This window comes from Serratia sp. K1WW1 (genome assembly GCF_055790865.1).
In genome coordinates this window covers 5,890,871-5,915,871 of the sequence record NZ_CM147697.1, presented here as the reverse complement: position 1 = coordinate 5,915,871, position 25,001 = coordinate 5,890,871, and the positions used below count along the sequence as shown (strand labels likewise).

General features: G+C 53.9%; 23 protein-coding genes. 10 read left to right on the top strand and 13 right to left on the bottom strand.

Translation table 11 applies throughout. From position 1 onward, the window contains the following. Positions 1-222: 222 nt before the first annotated feature. From ACX9GU_RS26940 to ACX9GU_RS26915, 6 genes are all read left to right on the top strand, one after another. On the top strand, positions 223-342 hold the full coding sequence (locus ACX9GU_RS26940) for a DUF4926 domain-containing protein (RefSeq protein ID WP_473193436.1): 120 nt from the start codon (positions 223-225) through the stop codon (positions 340-342). A 114-nt stretch (positions 343-456) separates the two neighbouring features. Next, positions 457-693, top strand: coding sequence for a hypothetical protein (locus ACX9GU_RS26935; RefSeq protein ID WP_473193435.1), 237 nt, complete (start codon positions 457-459; stop codon positions 691-693). Between the two features lie 439 nt (positions 694-1,132). Further along, entirely contained in the window at positions 1,133-1,417 is a 285-nt protein-coding gene (locus tag ACX9GU_RS26930; protein ID WP_473193434.1) for a damage-inducible protein J, read from the top strand. Further along, on the top strand, positions 1,414-1,719 hold the full coding sequence (locus ACX9GU_RS26925; RefSeq protein WP_473193433.1) for a type II toxin-antitoxin system RelE/ParE family toxin: 306 nt from the start codon (positions 1,414-1,416) through the stop codon (positions 1,717-1,719). The genes ACX9GU_RS26930 and ACX9GU_RS26925 overlap by 4 nt, the downstream gene beginning before the upstream one ends. A 72-nt stretch (positions 1,720-1,791) precedes the next feature. Continuing rightward, positions 1,792-2,169 (top strand): DUF6911 family protein, encoded by a 378-nt coding sequence (locus ACX9GU_RS26920; RefSeq protein WP_473193432.1) that lies wholly within the window; start codon positions 1,792-1,794, stop codon positions 2,167-2,169. A 28-nt stretch (positions 2,170-2,197) separates the two neighbouring features. Next, complete coding sequence (locus ACX9GU_RS26915) at positions 2,198-2,548, top strand: hypothetical protein (protein ID WP_473193431.1); 351 nt, start codon at positions 2,198-2,200, stop codon at positions 2,546-2,548. A 107-nt stretch (positions 2,549-2,655) separates the two neighbouring features. Here the strand turns inward: ACX9GU_RS26915 and ACX9GU_RS26910 are convergent, their stop codons facing one another. Both ACX9GU_RS26910 and ACX9GU_RS26905 read right to left on the bottom strand, forming a co-directional pair. After that, on the bottom strand, positions 2,656-4,320 hold the full coding sequence (locus ACX9GU_RS26910) for an AsmA family protein (protein ID WP_473193430.1): 1,665 nt from the start codon (positions 4,318-4,320) through the stop codon (positions 2,656-2,658). 141 nt (positions 4,321-4,461) lie between these two features. Continuing rightward, positions 4,462-5,859: a nucleobase:cation symporter-2 family protein gene (locus ACX9GU_RS26905; protein ID WP_473193429.1), complete on the bottom strand. Its 1,398-nt coding sequence runs from the start codon at positions 5,857-5,859 to the stop codon at positions 4,462-4,464. A gap of 237 nt (positions 5,860-6,096) precedes the next feature. Between ACX9GU_RS26905 and gltS the strand changes: the two genes are divergently transcribed. Beyond that, positions 6,097-7,308 carry a sodium/glutamate symporter gene (gene gltS, locus ACX9GU_RS26900; protein WP_071683774.1) on the top strand — a complete coding sequence of 404 codons (1,212 nt, stop codon included), beginning with the start codon at positions 6,097-6,099 and terminating at the stop codon, positions 7,306-7,308. 39 nt (positions 7,309-7,347) lie between these two features. On the opposite strand, the gene recG is transcribed toward gltS, so the two are convergent. From recG to gmk, 5 genes are read right to left on the bottom strand one after another with little or no spacing between them, the layout of a single operon-like run. Then, positions 7,348-9,429 carry an ATP-dependent DNA helicase RecG gene (recG, locus tag ACX9GU_RS26895; RefSeq protein ID WP_473195244.1) on the bottom strand — a complete coding sequence of 694 codons (2,082 nt, stop codon included), beginning with the start codon at positions 9,427-9,429 and terminating at the stop codon, positions 7,348-7,350. Beyond that, positions 9,426-10,124, bottom strand: a complete 699-nt coding sequence (gene trmH, locus ACX9GU_RS26890; RefSeq protein ID WP_418348621.1) for a tRNA (guanosine(18)-2'-O)-methyltransferase TrmH — start codon at positions 10,122-10,124, stop codon at positions 9,426-9,428. The genes recG and trmH overlap by 4 nt, the downstream gene beginning before the upstream one ends. 5 nt (positions 10,125-10,129) lie before the next feature. Beyond that, positions 10,130-12,244, bottom strand: coding sequence for a bifunctional GTP diphosphokinase/guanosine-3',5'-bis pyrophosphate 3'-pyrophosphohydrolase (gene spoT / locus ACX9GU_RS26885; RefSeq protein WP_024482946.1), 2,115 nt, complete (start codon positions 12,242-12,244; stop codon positions 10,130-10,132). A gap of 18 nt (positions 12,245-12,262) precedes the next feature. Beyond that, positions 12,263-12,538, bottom strand: coding sequence for a DNA-directed RNA polymerase subunit omega (rpoZ, locus tag ACX9GU_RS26880; RefSeq protein ID WP_024482945.1), 276 nt, complete (start codon positions 12,536-12,538; stop codon positions 12,263-12,265). 54 nt (positions 12,539-12,592) lie between these two features. After that, the gene (gene gmk, locus ACX9GU_RS26875) at positions 12,593-13,216 is read right to left on the bottom strand and encodes a guanylate kinase (protein ID WP_024482944.1); all 624 of its coding nucleotides are present in this window, start codon (positions 13,214-13,216) and stop codon (positions 12,593-12,595) included. Between the two features lie 284 nt (positions 13,217-13,500). Here gmk and ligB point away from each other — a divergent pair, with 284 nt between their 5' ends. Beyond that, positions 13,501-15,225 carry an NAD-dependent DNA ligase LigB gene (gene ligB, locus ACX9GU_RS26870; protein WP_473193428.1) on the top strand — a complete coding sequence of 575 codons (1,725 nt, stop codon included), beginning with the start codon at positions 13,501-13,503 and terminating at the stop codon, positions 15,223-15,225. On the opposite strand, the gene ACX9GU_RS26865 is transcribed toward ligB, so the two are convergent. Next, positions 15,222-15,839: a trimeric intracellular cation channel family protein gene (locus ACX9GU_RS26865; protein WP_024527839.1), complete on the bottom strand. Its 618-nt coding sequence runs from the start codon at positions 15,837-15,839 to the stop codon at positions 15,222-15,224. The two genes, ligB and ACX9GU_RS26865, sit on opposite strands and share 4 nt — an antisense overlap. Positions 15,840-16,070: 231 nt before the next feature. Here ACX9GU_RS26865 and ACX9GU_RS26860 point away from each other — a divergent pair, with 231 nt between their 5' ends. Then, on the top strand, positions 16,071-16,508 hold the full coding sequence (locus tag ACX9GU_RS26860) for a DUF3574 domain-containing protein (protein WP_473193427.1): 438 nt from the start codon (positions 16,071-16,073) through the stop codon (positions 16,506-16,508). A 44-nt stretch (positions 16,509-16,552) separates the two neighbouring features. Here the strand turns inward: ACX9GU_RS26860 and ACX9GU_RS26855 are convergent, their stop codons facing one another. Both ACX9GU_RS26855 and ACX9GU_RS26850 read right to left on the bottom strand, forming a co-directional pair. Continuing rightward, positions 16,553-17,737 carry a NupC/NupG family nucleoside CNT transporter gene (locus tag ACX9GU_RS26855; RefSeq protein WP_473193426.1) on the bottom strand — a complete coding sequence of 395 codons (1,185 nt, stop codon included), beginning with the start codon at positions 17,735-17,737 and terminating at the stop codon, positions 16,553-16,555. Positions 17,738-17,927: 190 nt separating this feature from the next. Next, on the bottom strand, positions 17,928-19,007 hold the full coding sequence (locus ACX9GU_RS26850; protein ID WP_121608292.1) for a linear amide C-N hydrolase: 1,080 nt from the start codon (positions 19,005-19,007) through the stop codon (positions 17,928-17,930). 109 nt (positions 19,008-19,116) lie between these two features. Here ACX9GU_RS26850 and ACX9GU_RS26845 point away from each other — a divergent pair, with 109 nt between their 5' ends. Then, entirely contained in the window at positions 19,117-20,004 is an 888-nt protein-coding gene (locus tag ACX9GU_RS26845) for a LysR family transcriptional regulator (protein WP_473193425.1), read from the top strand. A 43-nt stretch (positions 20,005-20,047) separates the two neighbouring features. Here the strand turns inward: ACX9GU_RS26845 and fdnI are convergent, their stop codons facing one another. From fdnI to fdnG, 3 genes are read right to left on the bottom strand one after another with little or no spacing between them, the layout of a single operon-like run. Continuing rightward, positions 20,048-20,689 (bottom strand): formate dehydrogenase-N subunit gamma, encoded by a 642-nt coding sequence (fdnI, locus tag ACX9GU_RS26840; protein WP_024482937.1) that lies wholly within the window; start codon positions 20,687-20,689, stop codon positions 20,048-20,050. Further along, positions 20,676-21,569 (bottom strand): formate dehydrogenase subunit beta, encoded by an 894-nt coding sequence (fdxH, locus tag ACX9GU_RS26835; protein WP_473193424.1) that lies wholly within the window; start codon positions 21,567-21,569, stop codon positions 20,676-20,678. The genes fdnI and fdxH overlap by 14 nt, the downstream gene beginning before the upstream one ends. Positions 21,570-21,581: 12 nt before the next feature. Continuing rightward, positions 21,582-24,629: a formate dehydrogenase-N subunit alpha gene (fdnG, locus tag ACX9GU_RS26830; protein ID WP_473193423.1), complete on the bottom strand. Its 3,048-nt coding sequence runs from the start codon at positions 24,627-24,629 to the stop codon at positions 21,582-21,584. Positions 24,630-25,001: the final 372 nt, after the last annotated feature.

Here is a 25,001-nt window from a genome sequence, read left to right as displayed (position 1 = left end):
TTATTAACATCCGTCTTAATCACCAACACTAGCCGGATATTACGAGATAAACTGGATTGCGGCGACTAAAAAAAGTGGCTTGATTAGTGGTGCAGTATACAGGTGATGCTGTTTATGTTTGCCATACGCGTAAATAAATGAGGAGGTCATGCAATAGGATATTATCAGTTTGATATAGTAACGCTCGTTGTAGATTTACCAGAGGAGAATCTATATCGTGGTATGAAAGGAACAATATTGGATGTTTATACTCACCCGTCTGAAGCATATGAGGTAGAGTTTTGTGATGATAAAGGAGGAACTATCATGCAAATTGCGTTAGCTCCAGAGCAGATCGCATGATGAAGCCCAGCTATCAAGCTTAATGCTGAGCTAGTCAAGTACCTGATGCCGTATCCGTTATAACTTAGGTGACTCTTTCTCTAAGTTCTTAGACACTCAGAGGCTGCAATAATTATGCGTACTAATTTTGAAATTACTTCCTTTAGTGACTCAAGATATGAGGATCTTACGATTGAAATCTCTTATAAAGAGCAGATTCTTTGTCAACTGAACAAGGATAACGGCCTGGATAAAGTTGAGATTGAATTTTTCTCAGATGCTTGGCTTCTTACTGAGCAAGATGCGATGAAGTACAGTCTTGAAGATTTTTTACAAATTTTAGCAGAGGCTACAGACGAGCTAAAAAACTGATTGACCCATCGAGCCAGTTTTTTTCCTGTTGATTTCGAAAAATGCCATCTAAAAATACGATATGGCTCCGCTGCTGAAAATTGCTTATAATCTCAGGCCAAAATACCCCCGCTGGGAAAAATCATTATTATCAAGGATGTAGCATCCTTCTGAAAAAGAATGATATATATGTAAAAATTCTGGCGCTTGCCCTGCCTTATATAAGGAACGTACTTAATGATTATGGGGACTCTTTACGAATTTTTGAATGCGCTTCGCATTATTGAGATTTTCACAGTTAACCAATTGAATATATTAAAAATAAATTTTATAAATTATTTGTCCTACTCTAACCCGTAGGCTTGGTAGATCCGGCCGAACGATTAGTATCTGAAGATGACAGCTCAAAATCTAGCATGCATAATGACAACACAAATGACACCACGCAGGCGGAATGATAATGAGCACCATCCACTTCAGAATAGATGAAGAAACCAAGCGTCTGGCGATGCAGGCCGCAGAAAGACAGAAAACGAGTCTGACAGAGGTTATGCGGCAACGGGCGGAAGAACTGGCCGCAGAGGAGCGCCGCTATCAAAACAGTGAACATGAAGGCTGGTTGGAGCAGCAGATAATGGCTGCGTTCAGTCGCTATGATAGCGGTGAAAGTGACTTTATCAGCAATGATGAAATGGAAAATCATATGGATGAACTGAAAGCGAAGGCAGCACGAGGCGAACGGTGAGAACAGCTGTTGAGTGGGAAAAGCAGGCGCGGGCGGACAGGGAAGCGATCTTCCTCTATCTGTACCAGGAAGCTGGCGTTCTGGTAGCCAGCGCTACAGATGATAGATTCGCCAGCATGGTTGATATCCTGCTGGAAAACCCGCTGGCAGGTACGAAAGCTGGAAGCGTAGAGAAACAACGCAAACTAGTAGTTCCGCGCTTCCCGTTTATCATCGTATACGTGGTTGAGAACACCTCTGTTCGTATCCTGCGGGTACTGCATACATCGCGGAAAATAGCTGGCCTATATAGCAAAAGTTAACTTTATCTTAGGGCGGTAGAGCAGCCAAATCGAAGACCGATATGGAAGGCTTCTGTATTAAAGGAGTTTAAGATGGATAAGTTACACCTCTCATGGACTTGTTCGCCAAAAGGAGGCTCTAAGAAATCCGATAGTTGGGATGATATAGGTAACCAACTAAATAATCTTCGATTATCCAGTGGCTGTGTGACAGTGAATAAATTAGATGATGAGGGTTATTTAATCTCAGGAGTTCAAGCGAGAATGGAAAAAGGTATCTATTTGGTTACTTTTTTGAATGAAGATGATGAAGTTATGACACTTTCTGATTTAACTCAACCGAATGAAATGATACTTATCATCGGAGATTACTGGTCAGCAAGGCAGGTAACAAAAGATTTTGATCTTGTTGTCAGGATCTTTAAGGAGTTTTTTGATACTGGTAATGTATCAGGGGATCTATTGAACTGAAACACCGTAACATGGAACAATATTAATAATGTTCATAGAAGACAAGCCTGATGAGATAGAGTTACTCTCTTTCTTTGAAAGTGAGCCAGCTTACTTTGATAGAGATAATGTAAGTTACTTATATACGGCTAAAGATGAAAAAGGGCTTTGCATCGACTTCTTTTGCAGTGTTGTAGAGGGATGGATTCAGTACGTCATAAAACTTGATGGAAGTGAATGTGTACGTAACGCCATTGATGGGGTTAGCTCATTCAGTATAAAAATTGACAACTCAGGGGAGTATTTGTTTACTGAAGTAATAACTCATGGGTTTATTACGAAAGTCATAATACGTATAAAACCATATATATCAGTAAGTAGCAGTTCTTTGGTTAGGTGATGAATCCCGACCAAATTAGCCGGGATTTTTATTTCTTAGTTCTGCAAACGTCAATCTCTCGCTGCTGCCACCAGATCACTCCAGAAGCAGCGGTATTCAACATCAGTTCACGGCACCTGCTGCTCCAGAGTCTGCCCATCCTTACTGGTAGCCTGCAACTGGCCCTTCAAAGACGCTTTAAACGGCCCATCGCTGTTGAGTAATCCCTTCAGCTGCAACTGCAGATTACCATCACCCTCCAGCGGCACATGCTGCCAACCCCATTGCTGCAAGGTATTCACAGGCACCGAACGCCCGTTAAGGGACAGGGTGAACGGTTTACCAGGCAGTTGGCTGACGTTGGCCTTGGCATCCAACAGGCCATCGGGCATAAAGGCGCTCAGCTCGGTAACGTTGATCTGCTGTGCATCCGCATCCAACGCCAGTGAAGGGCGGCGTACGTCGATCTTGTTAAAGGTGGCACCACCGGCGTTGAGTTTCAGCGAGCCGGACCAAATCCCCCACTCATGGTCACTGGCCAACAGCAGATTGCTGCCGTTACCATCCAGCGAGGTGAGCTGGAAGGGGAAATCCGGGTTGATATCGATGATCAGGTTACGGTTGGTGCTCATCTTGGCGACGTACACCTCCGCCAGCCAGCTTGGTAGCGGCTGTAACCAGAGTTCACGCCAGTTGCTGGGCAAGGTGTACTCCAGCGCAGAGACGGCTACCTCGTCGAGTTGCAGGCGCTTATTGGCGCGCAGCCAGTTGCCGGTGGTACGCAGCAATCCACCTTCCCAGCGGGTGCTGAACTGGCCAATGGCAATACCGGCTGGTGAGAGCTGCATATCCATAATTGGGTCAATGAGATGGAAGTTGCCATTGATCAGGTCGTCGGCGGTGAAGTTGATCGCGCCATCCTGACTGCTCCAATCCCCTTGTTGGAAGGTGATATTTTGCATCGACAAATCGAGATCGTTCGCCGCCCAGGCGTTACCTTCCAGGCGGGCGTTAATCAGATCAAAGCGTTTCAACGTAATGGGTGGCAACGCCGTGAAGCGGTCCCAGAACTGTTCTAGCGTCATTGGTACTTGCAGGCGGACGTTGCTCAGCCGCAGCCGTTCAACCAACCAACTGCCATCGGCAGCTCGGCTGGCTACCCCGGTCAAATCGCCCTGTGCCAGATCGGCACCAAAGTCGCTCAATACCAGCTGATTTTGTTTGATTTCGCCCTGGATCAACACCTGCGATGCCGGAATACCGTTGACCACCATCGAACCGGCGCTGAACTGGAACTGATTGTTATCCCCGAGCAAATGGCCTGCCGTTGGCTGCCACGGGTTGATCCCGGCATTGACCTTCTGCGCGTTAAGCTGCCAGCTCTCATCGTTAGATTGCAGTGCCATATTGCTCAGTTGCAGCACATCGGCCTGTATTGGCAGCGGTGCGCCCTGCAAAGGCTGAACGTTTAGGGTACCGTCGCGCAGCGTGATGCTATCGAAATAGCGTGGCTCGGTAATTTGCCGCAGGCTGAAAGCCATATCCACCTGCTTGGCCGCCAAGAGTTGCGGTTGGTTGGCACGGGCGAGGGTTACGCCCTCCAGGCTGAGCTGTCCTGGTTTGCTCCACGAATGCGTTATTTTTTCTACCGACAGCTGGTAATCACCACGATCGCTGATCCAGTGACTCAACCAGCCTGCGGCCCAGCGGGTTTGCCCCACTACGTAGAGCAGCACAATGGCCAGCACTATCAGCAGCAGCAACGTGATCAATAGTTTTCCGATAAATTTCATCGTGTGGATCCGTAGCGGACAGAAAAGATACCCTGTTTATGCCGCAATTAGCCTTCCAGCTCAAGGGCAATGGCCTGAAAGACAATAAAAAAACGGCCAGTAGCGGTTTGCCAATGGCCGTTGGTTTGCTGCGGGAAGTGCTTATTTTTCTTCTGGTGGGAACAGCAGGTTCAGCACAATGGCGGTGATACCACCGGCAGCGATACCGGAAGAAAGCAGAGTTTTCAGCCAGTCCGGTGCAAACTGCAAGATCAGCGGCTGTTGGGAAACCCCCATACCGACGGCCAGCGACAGCGCCATAATCATGATGGCGCGGCGGTTTAGCTTCTCGCGGGAAACGATACGCACGCCGGAGGCTGCAATAGTACCGAACATCACGATGGTTGCACCGCCTAGCACCGGCTCAGGAATATGCTGCACAAAACCGGCAACGGCCGGGAACAGCCCCAGCAGGATCAGCATCAGTGCTACCACAAAACCGACGTAGCGGCTGGCAACGCCTGTCAACTGGATCACCCCGTTGTTCTGACCAAAGCAGGAGTTCGGGAAGGTGTTGAACACCGCCGACAGCATCGAGTTCAGGCCGTTGGCCAGCACGCCGCCTTTCAGGCGCTTCATATATAGCGGGCCACTGACCGGCTGTTCAGAAACGTCGGAGGTGGCGGTGATATCACCGATGGTTTCCAGCGACGTGACCATAAAGATCAGCATCAGCGGCAATAACAGGTTCCAGTCAAAGCCCAGGCCGTAATACAGCGGGGTAGGAACGGTGATCAAGTTCGTTTGGGTAGCCGCTTCGGTTTCCGGCAGCATGCCCATGGCCCAGGCCAGCAGATAACCTGTGGCCATGGCGATCACCAACGAAGCGACGCGCAGGTAAGGGTTACGTTGGCGGTTAAGCAGAATAATCACTACCAGCACTGCGCCTGCCAGCAGCAGATTCTTGGGCGCGCCGAAGGTGTGATCGCCCATCGCCGCATAGCCGCCACCGATAGAGGTCAGCCCGACCTGGATCAGCGACAGGCCGATAATCATCACCACAATGCCGGAGACCAGCGGGGTAATGATGCGGCGCGCCAGGTGCAGCACGCGTGAAAGCAGGATTTCGGTACAAGAGGCGACCATCAAGGTGCCAAACAGCGCAGCCATCATGGTGGGCACGTCTGCGCCGCCGTTTTTCAGCGCCAGCCCGCCCATAATCAGCGGTGAGACAAAGTTGAAGCTGGTGCCCTGAATGGACAGCAGACCAGACCCCACCGGGCCCCAGGTTTTGATTTGCAGTATCGAGGCCAAACCGGAAGCAAACAGCGACATGCTGATGATGTGCTGCGTATCCTGCGCTGGCAGGCCAAGCGCCTGGCAGATCAACAGGGCCGGGGTGATCACGGCAACAAACATCGCCAGTAGATGCTGACTGGCGGCAAACAGCGTTTGTGGCAGCGGCGGGCGATCTTCCAGGCGGTAAATCAGTTCACTATTTTGTGAAACGGGGGCTGATGCTTTTTGCGCGGCATCAAGCTCGGCGGTTTGGCTGGACATGGTGTGGCTTTCCCTAAGGCGGCAAAGAAGGCATTTTAATGATCTGCCTCACAAAAGCAAACGGTTGCGCATTAATATTTTGCACCACCCCAACACCGTGCATGTCGCATTTTCGTTCATTTTTTCTTGTGTTATTAGCCGTTTTTACTTTTAATCCACCCTTCATCGAGTTAAAAAACTGAGTAAATTTTATAACTTATTAATTTATTGGATTTAATTACTACACGGAGTAGCTAGATGTTTCATCTCGATACTTACGGCACTTTAGTTGCCGCCACGCTGGTCCTGTTGCTTGGGGGCAAATGCGTGCGCTCCATTCCCCTGCTGAGAAAATATACAATTCCTGCTCCCGTTGCCGGTGGTTTACTGGTGGCGGTTATGCTCTTGGTTTTGAAGAAAACGGTGAACTGGGAAGTCGGCTTTGATATGTCGCTGAAAGACCCATTGATGCTGGCCTTCTTCGCCACTATCGGCCTGAATGCCAACCTGGCCCGCCTGCGGGCGGGGGGCAAGGCACTGGTCGTGTTCCTGTTCGTGGTGCTGGGTCTGCTGTTGGTACAGAATGCCATCGGTATCGGCATGGCGAAAATGCTGGGCCTGGATCCGTTAATGGGGCTGATTGCGGGCTCGATTACGCTTTCGGGCGGGCATGGCACCGGGGCGGCCTGGAGCAAGGTGTTCATCGAACGCTATGGGTTTGAGAATGCCACCGAAGTGGCCATGGCCTGCGCCACCTTTGGTCTGGTGCTGGGGGGGCTGATTGGTGGCCCGGTAGCCCGCTATCTGGTGAAACACTCCTCAACGCCAGAAGGCACACCGGATGACAGCGTGCAGCCGAGCGGCTTTGAGAAGCCGGAAAGTGGCCGCCTGATCACCTCGCTGGTGATGATTGAAACCATCGCCATGATCGCCATCTGCCTGAGCCTCGGTAACTTTATTGCCGGGTTATTGAATGGTACTGCCTTCGAACTGCCGACCTTTGTCTGCGTGCTGTTTGTTGGCGTGATCCTCAGCAACACCCTGTCGGCAACGGGCTTCTACCAAGTGTTTGAGCGAGCGGTCTCCGTACTGGGTAACGTGAGCCTGTCGCTGTTCCTGGCGATGGCGTTGATGAGCCTGCGCCTGTGGGAGCTGGCTTCGCTAGCCCTGCCGATGTTGGCGATCCTGGCGGTGCAGACACTGGTCATGGCTTTGTATGCCATCTTCGTGACCTATCGCGTGATGGGTAAAAACTACGATGCTGCCGTGCTGGCTGCGGGGCACTGCGGTTTTGGCATGGGGGCGACGCCAACGGCCATTGCCAACATGCAGGCGATCACCGATCGTTTCGGCCCTTCGCATCTGGCATTTTTGGTGGTGCCGATGGTGGGCGCGTTCTTTATCGATATCGCTAACGCCATCGTGATCAAGCTGTACCTGATGCTGCCGGTGTTCCCGGCGATCGGCTAAGTGATGTAGCCCCTCTTTGTAAAAAGAGGGGCAGATTGATTAAGCGTTGGAGTAGCGAGCGGTTTCTGGCAGCCAGCGCTCAATCAGTGCATGCGCATGCTGCGGATATTGCTGGTGAATATGGCGCGCTACGCGCTGAACTTCGGGGATCATGGCCTGATCGCGCATCAAATCGGCCACTTTAAACTCCGCACTGCCGGTTTGGCGCGTCCCCAATAGCTCACCCGGCCCACGGATTTCCAAATCCTGCTGGGCAATCACAAAGCCATCGTTACTGTCGCGCAGCACCTGCAGGCGTTTTTGAGCGGTTTTGCTGAGCGGGGTTTTATATAGCAGCACGCAGTGAGAGGCTACCGCACCACGGCCAACCCGGCCACGCAGCTGGTGCAGCTGGGCCAAGCCAAGCCGCTCCGGGTTTTCGATGATCATCAGGCTGGCGTTTGGTACATCAACGCCCACTTCAATCACCGTGGTGGCTACCAGCAATTGCAGTTCGCCCTGCTTGAAGGCTTGCATTACCGCCTGCTTCTCCGCTGACTTCATGCGGCCATGCACCAGCGCCACCTTCAGTTCCGGCAGCGCAATCTTCAATTCTTCCCAGGTTGCTTCTGCGGCTTGGGCTTCCAGTAAATCAGACTCTTCGATCAGCGTGCAGACCCAATATGCCTGGCGGCCTTCTTCAATACAGGCGCTTTTTACCCGCTGGATAATATCGGCCCGGCGCGTATCGGGGATCGCCACGGTTGTCACCGGCGTACGGCCCGGCGGCAATTCATCGATCACCGAGGTGTCCAGATCGGCGTAGGCGGTCATCGCCAGCGTGCGTGGGATTGGCGTGGCGGTCATGATCAACTGATGAGCATGGAACCCTTGTTCTTCGCCTTTCTCCCACAGCGCCAGCCGCTGATGCACACCAAAGCGGTGTTGTTCATCGATAATCACCAGGGCCAGGCCATTAAACTGCACCTGCTCCTGGAAAATGGCGTGCGTCCCTACCACCATCGACACCTGGCCGCTGGCAATAGCTTCCTGTTGGGCGAGGCGTGCCTTGCCCTTTTGCTTGCCGGCCAACCAACCTACCTCAATCCCCAAGGGTTCAAACCATTGGCGGAAGTTATTGGCGTGTTGTTCGGCGAGTAATTCGGTGGGGGCCATCAGCGCCACCTGTTTGCCGTGAGCAATGACGCGTAGTGCGGCCAGGGCAGCAACCAGAGTTTTACCTGAGCCGACGTCGCCCTGTACCAGGCGCATCATCGGGAAACCTTTTTGCAGATCCGCTTCAATATCTGCCACAACCCGAGTCTGAGCACCGGTAGGCGAGAAGGGGAGCTGGGCCAGGAAACTGTTTTTAAGCCGATCGTCAGGCGTTAGCGATAATGCCCGATAGCTTTGCGCTCCGGCGCGGACGGCCAACATGCTGAGGTTATGCGCCAGCAGCTCTTCAAGGATCAGGCGTTTTTGTGCCGGGTGCTTGCCCTGTTCCAAATCAGCCAGTTGGATATCCGGCGGCGGACGGTGCAGCATATGCAGCGCCTGCGGCAGGCTCATCAGGCCACCGCTTAACTCTGGTGGCAGCAGCTCGGCAATCGCACAGGTATCCAGCAACTCCAGCGCCTGATCGGTCAACTTGCGCAAAGTGGCTTGGCGGATCCCTTCGGTGGTGGGATACACCGGCGTCAGGGCTTCTTGTAGCTCGACCTCACTGTTTTCCCCTTGGACACGGTATTCCGGGTGGATAATTTCTGCGCCGTGGGTGCCGCGTTTGACTTCGCCATAGGCCGTTACGTGGCGGCCGGTAGCCAGGCTGTTCTTCATCGCCGCGTTGAAGTTGAAAAAACGCATAGTCAGGATGCCGGTGCCGTCGCTGATCTGGCAGGTGAGCATGCGGCGGCGGCCAAAGCTGATATCGCTGCGCAGCACTTCCCCTTCCACCGTGGCAAAAATGCCCGGCAGCAGATCGTTGATTGGGTAGAGGTGGGTGCGGTCTTCGTAACGTAACGGGAGGTGCAGCAGCAGATCCTGGATGGTATTCAGGCCGATTTTGGCCAGTTTCCCCGCCTGGCTGGCTCCAACCCCGGAAAGTGTAGTGAGTGGGACGGCATCCAGCAGGCGGCCTTTCATCGGCGTACCGTCGTTGCCTGCATGGCTGCCCACCATTCGGCGTCGGCAACCACTTGGCCTTGATCGTCAATCTGCGGGCGCGGCAGCCTTTTGCGCTTGGCCACGTTGGCTAACACCGGGTAACCGCCTTCAAACAGCAGGCGTTGCTGTTCCTGCTCATCTAACGCGCTGAGATCGCGGCGATACATACCGGCGTTTTGCCGCTGGCGTTGGGCCTCATACAGGATCAGAGCCGCAGCGACAGAGACGTTCAGCGACTGCACCATACCGATCATCGGAATGATAATGTCCTGATCGGCCAGGGCTAGCGCCTCTTCGGTAATGCCGGTTTTTTCCTGCCCCAGCAGTATGCAGGTGGGGCGGGTATAGTCTATTTCGCGAAAATCGACGGCGCGGGCGGAAAGGTGAGTTGCCAGGATCTGCATCCCTTGGCCTTTCAGATGCGTGACCGCATCGGCGATGGTGGGGTGGGTTTTGACGCTCACCCAGCTATTGCTGCCCGCAGCGGAGGAGACCAGGGTACGCATCCGTGGAGTAGGCCACACGGCATGCACCTGATGTACGCCGACGGCATCGGCGGTACGGATAATCGCGGAGACGTTATGCGGTTTGTGAACCTGCTCCAGGCAGACCGTCAGATCGGGCTGCCGGGTAGCCAGCATTTCACAAATCCGCGCATAGCGTTCGGGGCTCATAGGCGCTAGTTTCGGTTACGGTTAACTTTAATCACATCCGGCATGATACGGATCTTACGCATAATATTTGCCAGGTGGATGCGATCGCGGGTGGTCAGGCGGATAAAGGCGCTGTAGACCCGGCCATCTTTCTCTTCGGTATTCAGGCTTTGAATATTCGATTCGGCCGCGTTGATCGCCGCCGTGAGGTTGGCCAACGCACCTTGATGGTTGAACATGTCCACTTTGATTTCCGCAATGAACTCCTGCTCGGTTTCCATATCCCACTCGACCGCCATGAATTTCTCTGGCTCTTTCTGGTAGCCGCGGATATTACGACAGGATTCATGGTGAACCACCAGGCCCTTGCCCGGGCTGACATGGGCAATAATCGGGTCGCCTGGAATTGGGCGGCAACACTTGGCAAAGGTGATCAGGACGCCATCGGCGCCTTTGATAGCCAGGTTGCGCACGCCGTTCGAGGAGCCCAAGCTGGACTGATCGCCCTGCAGGTTCTTCGCGACTACCACGCTCATGGCGTTACCGAGGCCGATTTCTGCCAGCAGATCGTCCAGCGTGGCCAGCTTCATGCGATCCAGCTCATGCTGGATATTCTCTGGCGGCACTTCCGAAAGTTTGCGGCTGCCCCCGAGTGCATGGTTGAGCAAACGGCGGCCGAGGCTGACGGAATCATCGCGCTTGAGGTTTTTCAACATCTGGCGGATCTTGGCGCGGGCTTTGGAGCTCACCACAAAGTTCAGCCAGGCGGCATTTGGCCGGGCACCCGGAGCGGTGATGATCTCTACCGTCTGGCCACTGGCTAAAGCTTGTGACAACGGATGCGGCTGGCGATCGACACGTGCGCCAACGCAGGCGTGGCCGATATCGGTATGCACGGCGTAGGCAAAGTCGACCGGTGTGGCACCGGCTGGCAGTTCGACAATACGGCCTTCCGGGGTGAAAACGTAAATCTCATCGGGGAACAGATCGGATTTTACGCTTTCAATAAATTCAAACGAGCTACCGGCGCTTTGTTGCAGCTCCAGCAGGCTCTGCATCCAGCGCTGGGCGCGGATTTGTGCGGTGGTGCCGCCGGTTTCGCCCTGTTCCTTTTCTTTATAGGCCCAGTGCGCGGCGACCCCCATTTCGGCCATTTGATCCATATCTTCGGTACGGATCTGTACCTCAACCGGCACGCCGTGCGGGCCGATTAGTGAGGTATGCAGCGATTGATAGCCGTTGGCCTTGGGAATGGCGATATAGTCTTTTACCCGGCCCGGGCGCGGCTTATACAGGCTGTGTGCCTGGCCCAGCACCCGGTAGCAGGTATCCACTTCTTTGACGATCACCCGGAACGCGTAAATATCCATGATGGAATGGAAGCGCTGTTCTTTCAGATGCATCTTGCAGTAGATGGAGTAGAGGTGCTTTTCCCGCCCGCTGACGCGGCAGGGGATACCCGCTTCGGTCAAACGACCTTCGATCTCGGAGAGGATTTTCTGGATCATCTCCTTACGGTTACCGCGCGCGGCTTTCACCACTTCTTTGATGACGCGGTAGCGGTTCGGGTAAAGCGCTTCAAAACCCAGCTCTTCCAGCTCGGTTTTCAGATGATGAATACCCAGGCGGTGGGCCAATGGGCTATAGATTTCCAGGGTTTCACGGGCGATACGCCGCCGTTTGTCTGGGCGCAGCGAGCCAAGCGTTCGCATATTGTGGGTGCGGTCCGCCAGCTTGATCAGCACGACGCGGATATCCTGTACCATCGCCATGATCATCTTGCGGAAGTTCTCCGCCTGCGCTTCTTTCTTATCCTGGAATTTTAATTTGTCTAGCTTGGATACGCCCTCAACCAGTTCGGCAACGCTTTTGCCAAACAGTTGTTCCATATCCTGATAGGTGGCCGGGGTGTCTTCGATGACGTCGTGCAGCAGGGCTGCCATCAGCGTCTCATGATCGAGACGCATTTCCGCCAGAATACAGGCCACGGCGACCGGGTGAGTAATGTAGGGCTCACCACTGGAGCGTGTCTGTCCCTCGTGAGCATCACGTGCGACGAGGTATGCCTGTTTGAGGCGCTTAATCTGCTCCTCAGGCAAGTAACGTTGAATCAGCAGATTCAGGCTTTCAAACAGGTACAAGGCAGACTCACAGTCTAATTAACGACGACCTTCAGCAATCGCGGTAACCGCCTGGATCTCTGCGGCTTCCTGCTCTTGCTGCTCCTGGCGCTCACGAACATCGAGGATCTGGCTGTTGATCAGGCCTTCTTCGATTTCGCGCAGAGCGATAACGGTGTACTTATCATTCTCTTCAGGTACCAGTGCATCCTTACCACCGGTCTGGATTTGACGTGCCCGACGAGCAGCGACCAACACCAGGTCAAAACGGTTACCAATTTTCTCTACAGCGTCTTGAACAGTTACGCGTGCCATATTTGTGCTACTCCACAGGTGACGAAAAGACTGGGCATAATACTGAAACTGTCTTCAGTCTGCCAATAGTTTGCTGATTAAAGCATCATGCCGCAGCATTTGACGGCCCAAACGCAAGCGTTCGGCGCGAATAATGGTCTTCAGATCGGACAGGGCCAGATCGAAATCGTCATTCACGATTAAATAATCATACTCCGCGAAATGCGTCATCTCCGCGACGGCCTGCGCCATGCGCTTGGCGATCACGTCATCCGCATCTTGACCACGGCCACGCAGGCGGCGGCCAAGCTCTTCCTTCGACGGCGGCAGAATAAAGATGCTGCGCGCCTGGGGCATTTTGGCACGGATCTGCTGTGCGCCCTGCCAGTCGATATCCAGGAAGACGTCAACGCCGGTCGACAGTACCTGCTCGATGGCCGCGCGGGACGTGCCGTAATAGTTGCCGAACACTTCTGCGTGCTCAAGAAACGCATCCTGCTCAATCATCCGGCGGAATTCGTCTTTGGAGACGAAAAAGTAGTGCTCGCCGTGATTTTCACCCGGGCGGCTATCGCGCGTGGTGTGTGAAACCGAAACCTGCGTATCGTACAGCGGTTGCGTCTTTAACAAAGCCTGAATCAGACTTGATTTCCCTGCGCCACTTGGGGCAGAGACAATATAAAGCGTGCCTTGAGCCATGATGATGTTCGTTGCTAGCGGTTGATGAGTCAGTTACAGCGGATGTGTAAATTCTCCGCACAGTATACACGGCTAACGGGCGGTATGCAGCGTTAGCTCGCATTTTGGCCGTCGCTTTCTGTTAAAAACAGCGTGAAAAAGTCAATTTGCGCGGCGGATCTGGAAATTTTTGCCGTTTTCAGCAAAAACGCATTCCTTTTGGGAAGCGTTTCGCACCTCCGGTTTTTGGCGTTAGCCAGCAAAGGCGATTGAGTATTTACTGCCGGGAAGCAAGGAGGTACTCAATGTGGAGAGGTATTTATCGGGCGCTGGTGTTGGTTGGAATGCTGTGTAGCTCGGCATGGGCTGGTGATTGTCCAGTGTGGTCGCCAGAGCGCTTACAGGTGGAAATTTCGGCGCTGGATGATCAACTCGGGCGCTGGGATGAGGCTTATTATCGCCTGGGCAACAGCCCGATCGACGATGAGCTCTACGACAGCCTGCTGCAGAAACTGCAAGATTGGCGGCGTTGTGTCGGTGTAGCAGAAGACGGTACGCGGCCATTGCCAGCGGGCAAAGTACCGCATCCGGTGGCGCACACCGGATTGCGTAAACTGCGCAACTCGCGTGCCATAGAACAATGGATGCAGGGCCGCCACGATCTGTGGGTGCAACCCAAGGTTGATGGTGTGGCGGTCACTTTGGTCTACCGGCAAGGCGTATTGGTGAACGCCATTAGTCGGGGGGATGGACAGAAGGGTGAAAACTGGCTGGAAAAGGTCAAGGCGATCCCCGCTATCCCCAACGTTTTACCGGAGGTTGCGGCCAATATAGTCCTGCAAGGGGAGCTGTTCCTGATGGTGAACGATCATCACCAGCAAACCCAAGGGGGCATTAACGCCCGCTCCAAGGTTGCCGGGATGCTGATGCGTAATCCGCGCACTGCGCAGCTTGAGCAGCTTGGCCTGTTCGTCTGGGCGTGGCCCGATGGCCCGCCAACCATGGCCGAACGCTTGCAACAGCTTGCCGCCATGGGGTTTACGCTGCCGCAGCAATATTCACAGCCGGTCACCACGTTGGCGGAGGTGGAGCAGTGGCGGGCAGCTTGGTACCGCGGCCCTTTGCCGTTTGTCACCGATGGCGTGGTGATCCACCAAGGGCAAGAACCTCAGGGGCGCTACTGGCAGGCCAAGCCTAATGATTGGGCGGTTGCCTGGAAATATACCCCGGTTCAGCAAGTGGCCAGAGTCACGGATGTTGAGTTTGCCATTGGCCGCACCGGCAAAATTGCCGTGATGCTACGCCTGGATCCGGTGCGTATGGACGATAAATGGATCCGGCGGGTTAACGTGGGCTCGCTGGCCCTGTGGCAAAAATGGGACATCGTGCCTGGCGATCATATTGCGATTAGCCTGATGGGGCATGGCATCCCGCATTTGAAACAGGTGGTCTGGCGTGAGGTTGCCAGGGCAACACCCATTGCGCCAAAACCGGAGGATTATCATGCGCTGAGCTGTTTTACCTTACAGCCCGGATGCCGCCAGCAGTTTCTGGCGCGGCTGGTTTGGTTGAGCAGCGCCAATGGGCTGAATATCACCGGGTTGAATAAAGCTGGCTGGCAGGTGCTGATCGATCAGGGATTGGTGAATAACCTGCTGGATTGGTTGGAATTAACCCCGGAACAGCTCAGCGCGGTGCCCAGCCTGGGGGCGAAGCGTGCGCAGGCGCTTTATCGTCAATTTCGGCTGGCGCGGCAGCAACCTTTCGAGCGTTGGCCGCTCGCCCTCGGCGTGCCAATTTCATCATCACAGCTGACCACGCTACAAAATTGGCCACAGGTACAGCAGATGACGTTGGCACAGTGGCAGGAACTTGCTGGCTTGGGTGCGCAAAAAGCCAGAAAAGTGCAGGAATTTTTGCAACACCCTGCCTTTCTGGCACTGGTTCAAACCTTGCAGCAGCACCATATCAGCGGCTTTGATGTGGTTCCCGATCGTGCCGAACCGCTTGGCGATGCGTTCGCGAATTAATGATCGGGATGCTGATAGTTAAACACCGGCAAGCCAAGGCGAAAGCGCAGAGCGATCAGGCGAGCGCTGAGGCCAGCAACCAGGGTAATAATAATCACCATGTTATGCGGCAAGTTAAGGTATTGCAGGCCGATATACAGCCAGGCCGCGGCAAAAGCGATGCCTGCATAGATTTCCTTCTGGAAAACCAGCGGGATACGGTTGCAGAACATATCGCGCAGTACCCCGCCGAAAACACCGGTGATCACGGCGGCAATGGCCGCAATCAGTGGGGCATGGCCCATATCCAGAGCCACCTGCGCGCCGATGATCGAGAATACGATCAGCCCAATGGCATCCAACACCAGGAACAGATGGCGCAGGTGGCGCATCAGCGGAGCCATCCAGGTGGTGATAATTGCCGCTATGGCTATGATAACAATATACTCAGGGTGTTTAACCCAGCTCAGCGGGAAGTGCCCAAGCAGCATATCACGCACCGAGCCCCCGCCAATGGCGGTAGCGGAGGCGATAAAAATCACGCCAAACAAATCCATTTGGCGGCGGCCTGCGGCTAACGCGCCGGTCATGGCTTCTGCGGTGATGCCGATGATATAAAGAATGCTCAGTAACATAGGGAATTCACAGGGTCGGAGGGCTAGAGTGTCAACGCCGGAGGGTAACGAGCCTGGTGGCAACGCACCACTGAGTTTTTTTGTTGTTGTCGCTTTCGAATTACTTTATCTAATGCCAAATAGGTAATTTTTGCTTATTACTAGTCTCTAGTGTTACTTGTGATTTTTACAACACATTAGAAATTTATCGTTAGTATCTGTTGATGATTATTTAAGGAATATGAAAGCGAGATGAAAAACACCCCGATATTGGCCGTCGCCATCGCCATAACCTTGCTGTTGAGCGGCTGCGTAGCGCCAGTGCAACAGGCATCACCGTTAAAACCGGCAGCAACGTGCAGCATCGGCGAGCCGATGACCCAAACCACGCTCTATTTTGGCTTGAATCGCCCGGCAGGGCCGGTAATTACGGCGGTTGAATGGCAGACCTTTGTCGATCAGCAGGTAACCCCGCGTTTTAAAGATGGGTTATCGGTATTTGATGCCAAAGGGCAATGGTTGGGGAACGATGGCAAGCTGGCGCGGGAAAACAGCAAGGCGTTGATGCTGATCCATAGCCCTGATGCGGCCAGTGAGCAAAACATTGAGGCGCTTCGCACCCGCTATAAACAGCAGTTTGCCCAAGACTCGGTAATGCGTGTCGATGCGCCGGTGTGCGTCGCGTTCTAATGAATTCCCGGCTTGCTGCAAAAGCTTCAAGCCGGGTAGCGTTTTTACAGCACCAGCCCGGCAACCGCAGCCGAAAGCAGGCTGACCAGCGTGGAGCCGTAAACCAGCTTCAGGCCGAAGCGGGAAACCACGTTGCCCTGGCGTTCGTTTAACCCCTTGATGGCCCCGGCAACAATGCCGATGGAAGCAAAGTTGGCAAAGGACACCAGGAACACCGAGAGGATCCCCAAACCACGTGGGGACAGCTCTGCCGCGATTTTTTTCAGTTCAATCATCGCCACAAACTCATTGGCGACCAGCTTGGTGGCCATAATGCTGCCAGCCCGCAGCGCATCAGGCGCCGGAATGCCGATTAACCAGGCTAGCGGGTAGAACACGTAACCCAGGATCTGCTGGAAACTGATGCCAAAAATGGCGGCGAAAATGGCGTTCACGGCGGCGATCAGGGCGATAAAGCCGATCAGCATGGCGGCAATGATCATCGCAATTTTGAAACCCGCGAGAATATATTCCCCCAACATTTCAAAGAAGCTCTGCTCTTCATGCAGTTTATTCAGCTTGAGTTCCGGCTCGTCGTCCACCTGATAAGGATTGATGATCGAGAGAATGATAAAGGTGCTGAACATATTGAGGATTAACGCGGCTACTACGTACTGAGCGTCGATCATCGCCATATAGGCACCCACGATCGACATCGAAACCGTCGACATCGCGGTGGCTGCCATGGTGTACATCCGGCGTGGGGAGATATCCGCAATGATGCCCTTATAGGCAATAAAGTTTTCCGACTGGCCCAGCACCAGCGTGCTGACGGCGTTGAAGGACTCCAGCTTGCCCATGCCGTTCACTTTGGAAAGCAAGGTACCCACGACGCGGATCACCAACGGCAAGATGCGGAAATGCTGCAAAATACCGATCAATGCAGAGATAAAGATAATCGGGCACAACACGCCGAGGAAGATAAAGGCCAGCCCCTGGTTGCTCATGCCACCGAAAACAAAGTCGGAGCCTTGTGCTGCAAAGGCCAGCAGGATGCCAAAGAAATCGGCCACATGCTTGATAACGCCCAGTCCGCTGGCTGAATGCAGGAAGAAATAGGCCAGCGCGGCTTCAATCACCAGCAACTGAATAATATAACGTGGGCGGATTTTCCTGCGGTCATTGCTGGCCAATAACGCGAGAACGACAATAACCACCAAGGCTAAAATAAATTGCAAAATTTGCGACATAAACAATCCGAACGGCATACAGGCTAGGAAAGCGCTATTTAGCCACAGCCCGTGGTGCCTTTCATTACCCCGCATGACGATTAGAACAAAATACTTTGGGCGAGAGTTATGCGTTCAGATTATTGCTGGCCATCGGCGGCCAGCAGCGTTTGATCGTGAAATTACCCCTATAACAATAGTGGATTAAGCGTTATTTCGCCTGGGCCAGCACGTTACCTTCCCAGCCCTGTTGGGCATAGTCGTTAAGATGGGCGATCTTACGCACCGGCTGCCCTTGGCTGAAGTTGATGTCATGCAGCGGAACCCAAACCTGCGAGGCCGCAAAGGCGGACTTGAAGTGATACTCTGCATGGCTCAGATCTGAAATCGCCGTCCAGTAAGTCCCGATGCCTTTGTTCTGGTCCGGGCGCTTGCTGTATTTGGCATACATGTCGGTGACCTTTTGTTCGCTTGGCTCAGCCGGTGAACCGATCGGGTAAGCCACATTATTAAGCACCGATAAGATGAAGCCCTGCGCCTGGTTTTTATTGTCCGGCTGCGGCAGATTTTTCAAATCATAGCTGGCGCGCACCAGGCGCTCATCCGCTTCCAAGCCACCAGGGATCTCGCTGCGCTTGGCATTCTGATACTTGGCCAGGTTCTGCAGTTGTTTATCGTAAGAAGGGGGATTGGTCATCACCCGATAATTTTTGTCGTGATAGATATTCACTTTGCCATTATCGATCTCGATGATGGCCGAATCGCCGCTAACGTCCTCGATCGCGATGTGTTTGGTATCCGAAGCGTAATCGATAGGCATATGGGCGGCGGCCAGGCGAACGTCGCTGCGGATGGCTTTAACCGCCTCATCAACGGTGGCGTAATTATCCAGGATATAGCTCAACCAGGCGCGGCTTTCGATCACCGGCTTGTCCTGATTGTCCTGCTGCACCTGGCTGCCATTCATATAAAACAGCGTATGGCCCGCCAGCCCCTTTTCATTCATGCCGTCCATTGGGAACACGCCATCGGCGTAAACCACGACGCTGCCGTAGTGGGTTTGCCACTGGGCGGCGTTCTTCGCATCCCCGCCGTTATGCGCAATACCGCGTGGTGTGATCACCAGTGAGGGATCTACCGGCCCGAAGAAATCCAGATTGCGTGCGCTGACCATATAGCCTGGGTACATATTCATAAAGGCGCGGGTGCAGGCTTGCGCCCCGGTTGCCAGGCTGGCGCTGAGTGCGGCACCTACCAGTAGGGCGGATACGCTGTGTGTGAACTTTTTCATGATTATTTTCCTTACCTGAATGAGGTGAACAAAATAATGGTAAGCCCGCGAACTCATATCGTAGAGTGGATGAACGGGGGGAAATCCCCCGCAATTTTGTGGAGGAGAGATGGGGAAGATAGGTTTTTCGTTGGCGCAGATTGAAGCTTTCGCCAGCGTTTGTGAGACCGGCAATCTCACCCAGGCCGCCAAGCGGTTGGGAAAGGATCGCACCACCGTCAGTGAACTGATCGAAAATCTGGAATTGGATCTGGGCTATTCCCTGTGCGATCGCCGTACCCGCCCATTGCAATTGACCGAGGCGGGCCAACGCCTTTACCGGCAAGCTCGGCTGTTTTTGCAGGAGGCAGAGGCCCTTAGCCTGCTGGCTCAGCATATTCCGCAGCAGGTGCGGCAGAAACTGACACTGTGCTATGACCCGTTTACTCCGCGCGCTTTTTTAACGGAACTGGCGATGTTTCTGGGCCAGCGTGGCATTCAGCTTGATTTGCTGATGATGGAGCGTGGCGAGGGTGAGCAGGCGTTGGCAGACGATGTGGCGGATATTGGTGTTTATCAGGCGATCAACCGATCGATTGGCGAAAAATTTAAGTGGCGAGCCTTAGGGGCCATTGAGTTGGCCGTCTACGCTCGCGAGGGATTTTTCCCCGCTGGCAGCCCGGTCACCTTGCTGTCGCTGGCATCCAGCACCCAACTTATTCCCTTTAATGACCTCCCCGAGCCGATGGCGAAGCGCCTGCAGATCGCCGATCGCATCCAGGTCGTCAATGAACCGGCTTTGCTACAAACGTTGTTAACCGCTGGGCTGGGATGGGCATTCCTGCCAACTCATCTAAAAATGCAGCATCTGCCGCAGGTAGAGCGGCTCAATACGGAATTGGGGAAACAGGGGTTGATGCACCCGATGGTGGCACTGTGGAAGCCTGGGGCCAATAGCGAGTTGCTGAGCCTGATCGAAAGCATGCAGCAGATCTTTGATGGTTCAGTGGTCGCTTGAGGAGATTGTCGCCCCCTCATTCGAAGGGGCGAATTTCAACGGGTTACTGCTCGTCTTTCTGCTCTTCAGCCTCGACCTTACGGTACCAGCGTGGGTGATGCTTCTTCGCCCAGCGGCGGCTGACCTTGCCTTCAATCATCCCTTTGATCGAGCCTTTCACCCAGAATGCCATATACATATGGATCAGAATGGCGTGGATCAGCACGATCGCCGACGCGGCGTGGATCAACAGCGCATAGCGGATCACTGGGATCGGGAAGTTGTGGGCGAAGTAAGGGCGCCAAATGATAATACCGGTGATCAACAGCACGAAAATCATGCTCATGATGCTCCAGAACATCATCTTCTGGCCGGCATTATATTTGCCGACGTCAGCGACCTTATGCTCATTGCCCTTCAGCACTTCCACGATGCCTTTGACCCACGGCAAGTCCTCTTTCTCGGGGATGTTATGCTTCACAAAGCGGAAGAACATAAACATCAGCGCGATAAAGATCAGCACGCCAAAGAAGGGATGCAGGATGCGGCCCATCTGCGGCGTACCAAAGGTTTCGGTCAGCCATTGCAGCGTCGGGAAGAACAGCGCAATGCCGGACAGTGACACCAGGAAGAAGCAGATGACCACCGTCCAGTGACAGGCCCGGTCGATAAACTTGGTGCGAACGATCATTTTACTTTTGCTCATGATGGTCCTCCTCGTCTTCATCATCCACTTCCTTGTTCGGGCCAATGCCGATGTAGTGGTAAATCAAACCGGCAAAGGTGGCGATGAAGCCAGCCACGGATAAGGGTTTGAGCACGCTTTTCCACAGCCCGATCGACAGATCGATATGCGGGTCTTTTGGCAGATTGTGGTACAACTCGGGGTTATCGGCATGGTGCAGTACGTACATCACGTGGGTGCCGCCAACGCCTTGCGGGTTATACACGCCCGCATGTTCAAAACCACGTTTCTTCAGCTTTTCGACCCTCTCCTGTGCCACATCCAGCATTTCCGCCTTGGTGCCAAAGTGGATTGCTCCCGTTGGGCAGGTTTTCACACAGGCCGGTTCCTGGCCCACGCTGACGCGGTCAACGCACAGGGTACATTTGTACGCCCGGTTGTCTTGCGGGTTCAGCCGTGGAATGTTGAACGGGCAGCCGCTGATGCAGTAACCACAACCGATGCACTGCTCGGACTGAAAATCCACGATGCCGTTGGCATATTGGATAATCGCCCCGGCAGACGGGCAGGCCTTCAGGCAACCCGGATCTGCGCAGTGCATGCAGCCATCCTTGCGGATCAGCCATTCCAGCTTGCCGTTCTGCTCCACTTCCGAGAAACGCATCAGCGTCCAGGATTTGGCACTCAGATCGGCGGGGTTGTCATAAACCCCGACGCAGTGGCCCACTTCATCGCGAATGTCGTTCCATTCGGAACAGGCCACCTGACAAGCCTTGCAACCAATGCAGGTGGAAACGTCAATCAGCTTGGCGACCTCGACCTTGTAATCACGCGCTTGCGGAGGCGGCGTCAGGGTGTTGGTGGCCGAACGTTTGATAATGTCTTGGGATTGCATGGACATAAATTCGGCTCCTTACACCTTTTCCACGTTAACCAGAAACGCCTTGTATTCCGGCGTTTGCGAGTTGGCATCGCCGACAAACGGCGTCAGGGTGTTGGCCAGATAGCCTTTGCGGGCTGCCCCTTCAAAGCCCCAATGCAGTGGAATACCGATGGTGTCGACATCCTGCCCGTTAACCTTCAGGGTTTGCAGACGGCGGGTCACCACGGCTTTCGCCTTGATAAAGCCGCGTTTGCTGCTGACCTTGACGGTATCGCCTTGCTCAATCCCTTTCTCCTTCGCCAGACGTTCACTGATTTCCACGAACTGCTCCGGCTGCATGATCGCGTTAAGGCGCGCGTGCTTGGTCCAGGTGTGGAAATGCTCGGTCAGACGATAGGTGGTACCGACGTAAGGGAACTCGGATTTATCACCCATGCGCTTGGCGTCGGACGGATAAAGACGGGCCGCCGGGTTAGAGATCACGTTTGGATGCAGTGGGTTGGTGCCCAACGGCGTTTCAAACGGCTCGTAGTGTTCCGGGAACGGGCCTTCGGCCATTTTGTCGAGGGCAAACAGCCTGCCAAGCCCTTCCGGTTGCATGATGAACGGCCCAACGCCGCTGCCCGGTGCGGCGGTGTTGTAGTCTGGAATATCATTCCCGACCCACTTACTGCCGTTCCATTCAATCAGCATGCGTTGCGGATCCCAAGGTTTACCCATTGGGTCAGCGGAGGCGCGGTTGTAGATAATGCGGCGGTTCAGCGGCCATGCCCAGGCCCAACCCAGCGTGTTGCCCAACCCGGACGGATCGCTGTTATCACGGTTGGCCATCTGGTTGCCCTTGCTGGTCCAACTTCCGGTATAGATCCAACAGGCTGAAGCCGTGCTGCCGTCATCGCGCAGCATCGCGAAGGAATCCAGCAACTGGCCTTTTTTCGCCACCAGATTGCCGTTGGCGTCATACAGATCTTCCAGCGCGTAGCCGTTGCTGTCTTTGGCCACTTCCTCGGATTCTGGGTGGTCTGGCCGTTCATAGTGCCAGCCCATCTTCAGTAGTGGCTCGACACCTTTACCGCCTTCGCTGCCATACATCTGGCGCAGGCGATGGTACAGGCCGGCCAGGATCTCGCCGTCGGTAATCGCTTCACCTGGGGCATCGCCGCCTTTCCAGTGCCATTGCAGCCAGCGGCCGGAGTTGGCGATCGAGCCGTCTTCTTCGGCAAAGCAGGTGGATGGCAGCCGAAACACTTCGGTTTGGATCGACGCGGTATCGACATCGTTCATCTCGCCGTGGTTCTGCCAGAAATTGGAAGTTTCCGTCACCAGCGGGTCGATGATCACCAGATACTTCAGCTTGGCCAGTGAGGCGACCACCTGATTCTTGTCCGGGAAGGAGGCGACCGGGTTAAAGCCCTGGCAGATATAGCCGTTGACCTTATTCTGATCCATCATCTGGAAGTACTTCATGACGTCGTAGGACTGATCCCACTTCGGCAACCAATCAAAGCCCCAGTTATTCTCTTTCTGGGCAGCGTCGCCGTAGAAGCTCTTCATCAGGCTGACGAAGAATTTCGGGTAATTGCTCCAGTAGTTAACCTGGCCAGGCAAGGTGGCCTTTGGCGTATTGGCGGCCATATAGGTAGCCAGATCGGTCTGTTTATCCGAAGGCAGCGTCAGGTAACCCGGCAGGCTGGTGGACAGCAGGCCAATATCGGTCAACCCCTGAATGTTGGAGTGACCGCGCAGGGCGTTGATGCCGCCGCCCGCCATGCCCATGTTGCCGAGCAGCAACTGGATCATCGCCATGGTACGGATGTTCTGCGCGCCGACCGTGTGCTGGGTCCAGCCCAAGGCGTACAGGAAGGTGGTGGTTCGGTCTGCTGCGCTGGTGGAAGCCAGGACTTCACACACCTTCAGGAAATCTTCCTTCGGAGTGCCGCAGATGTTTTCCACCACTTCAGGCGTGTAGCGGCTGACGTGTGCTTTCAGCAGGTTCCAGACGCAACGCGGATGCTGGAGCGTATCATCACGCAAGGCATAGCCATCTTCACCAAACTGGTAGTTCCAGGTGGTTTTGTCGTACTGACGTTTGTTGTCGTCATAGCCGCTGAACAAGCCATCTTCAAACGTAAAGTCATCCCGAACCAACAGGTTGGCGTTGGTGTAATGCTTGACGTATTCAGCGTTGATCTTGTTGTTGGAAATCAGGTACAGCAACACGCCCGACAGGAAGGTAATGTCGGTGCCGGAGCGGATCGGCGCGTAGATATCGGCTACCGATGCGGTACGGGTAAAGCGGGGATCGACGACGATTAACGTGGCGTCGTTGTTGTTTTTGGCTTCCATCGCCCAGCGGAATCCCACTGGATGCGCTTCAGCGGCGTTACCGCCCATCACCATCACAACGTTGGCGTTTTTGATATCAACCCAGTGGTTGGTCATCGCACCGCGACCAAATGTTGGAGCAAGACTTGCTACCGTTGGTCCGTGTCAGACACGCGCTTGGTTATCAACTGCCAGCATGCCCAGCGATCGGACAAACTTTTGTGTCAGCATGCCGGTTTCGTTACTGGCCGCAGAGGCGCATAACATCCCGGTAGAGAGCCAACGGTTTACCGTCACACCAGCGGCGTTGGTGGCTTCGAAGTTGGCATCCCGGTCATTTTTCATCAGCCTGGCAATGCGGTCAAAGGCATCATTCCAACTGATGCGCTGCCATTTATCTGAACCAGGCGCGCGATACTCTGGGTAACGCAGGCGGCTATCACTGTGGATATAGTCCAACAGGCCAGCGCCTTTCGGGCACAGCGCCCCGCGGTTTACCGGGTGATCCGCGTCGCCTTCGATATGGAAAATCGTCGATTTGGCGTTTTTTGCCCCATCGCCCAGGCTATACATCAATAAACCGCAGCCTACGGAACAGTAGGTACAGGTGTTGCGGGTTTCTTTGGCGCGCAATAATTTGTAGTTGCGCGTTTCCGCTAACGCAGCCTTGGGCGCGAAGCCTAATGCTGCCACCGTGGTCCCAGCCATCCCGCCAGCGCAGATTTTAAAAAACTGTCTGCGATTGACGTCCATTGCTTTCCCTAATGCTTATCAGTGGTTTTTTAGTCATGGCAAACTAACAGCAATAACCCAAGCGTTATTGAGGGAAATCAAAATAAGGGAGAGTTAGCGGGAAAATACTCCTTAATAAGTAGCCAGCGGCGCGGTGAGTAATCCTTAATTTATCGCGGTCGGTCTAAACTCGGTAAGTAGTTAATTTAATTTGTTAATTTCAAATTAAAACTATCTGTGAATATTGAAAGTAAACCTGTTTTACCGATTTCCGGGAGAATTATCGACGGCATAGAGTTACCCGTTTCCGAATGGATTTTGTTTTTAAGTGGTTATTTTCTTGCAAGAAATAGAGTTAATTTGGAATTTACTTCGCAAAGTTAATACGCGATC

Coding starts and splice junctions, on each gene's coding strand:
- ACX9GU_RS26940 (WP_473193436.1), top strand. CDS start 223: ATGAAAGGAACAATATTGGATGTTTATACTCACCCGTCTGAAGCATAT.
- ACX9GU_RS26935 (WP_473193435.1), top strand. CDS start 457: ATGCGTACTAATTTTGAAATTACTTCCTTTAGTGACTCAAGATATGAG.
- ACX9GU_RS26930 (WP_473193434.1), top strand. CDS start 1,133: ATGAGCACCATCCACTTCAGAATAGATGAAGAAACCAAGCGTCTGGCG.
- ACX9GU_RS26920 (WP_473193432.1), top strand. CDS start 1,792: ATGGATAAGTTACACCTCTCATGGACTTGTTCGCCAAAAGGAGGCTCT.
- ACX9GU_RS26915 (WP_473193431.1), top strand. CDS start 2,198: ATGTTCATAGAAGACAAGCCTGATGAGATAGAGTTACTCTCTTTCTTT.
- ACX9GU_RS26910 (WP_473193430.1), bottom strand. CDS start 4,320: ATGAAATTTATCGGAAAACTATTGATCACGTTGCTGCTGCTGATAGTG.
- ACX9GU_RS26905 (WP_473193429.1), bottom strand. CDS start 5,859: ATGTCCAGCCAAACCGCCGAGCTTGATGCCGCGCAAAAAGCATCAGCC.
- gltS (WP_071683774.1), top strand. CDS start 6,097: ATGTTTCATCTCGATACTTACGGCACTTTAGTTGCCGCCACGCTGGTC.
- recG (WP_473195244.1), bottom strand. CDS start 9,429: ATGAAAGGCCGCCTGCTGGATGCCGTCCCACTCACTACACTTTCCGGG.
- trmH (WP_418348621.1), bottom strand. CDS start 10,124: ATGAGCCCCGAACGCTATGCGCGGATTTGTGAAATGCTGGCTACCCGG.
- rpoZ (WP_024482945.1), bottom strand. CDS start 12,538: ATGGCACGCGTAACTGTTCAAGACGCTGTAGAGAAAATTGGTAACCGT.
- gmk (WP_024482944.1), bottom strand. CDS start 13,216: ATGGCTCAAGGCACGCTTTATATTGTCTCTGCCCCAAGTGGCGCAGGG.
- ligB (WP_473193428.1), top strand. CDS start 13,501: ATGTGGAGAGGTATTTATCGGGCGCTGGTGTTGGTTGGAATGCTGTGT.
- ACX9GU_RS26865 (WP_024527839.1), bottom strand. CDS start 15,839: ATGTTACTGAGCATTCTTTATATCATCGGCATCACCGCAGAAGCCATG.
- ACX9GU_RS26860 (WP_473193427.1), top strand. CDS start 16,071: ATGAAAAACACCCCGATATTGGCCGTCGCCATCGCCATAACCTTGCTG.
- ACX9GU_RS26855 (WP_473193426.1), bottom strand. CDS start 17,737: ATGTCGCAAATTTTGCAATTTATTTTAGCCTTGGTGGTTATTGTCGTT.
- ACX9GU_RS26850 (WP_121608292.1), bottom strand. CDS start 19,007: ATGAAAAAGTTCACACACAGCGTATCCGCCCTACTGGTAGGTGCCGCA.
- ACX9GU_RS26845 (WP_473193425.1), top strand. CDS start 19,117: ATGGGGAAGATAGGTTTTTCGTTGGCGCAGATTGAAGCTTTCGCCAGC.
- fdnI (WP_024482937.1), bottom strand. CDS start 20,689: ATGAGCAAAAGTAAAATGATCGTTCGCACCAAGTTTATCGACCGGGCC.
- fdxH (WP_473193424.1), bottom strand. CDS start 21,569: ATGTCCATGCAATCCCAAGACATTATCAAACGTTCGGCCACCAACACC.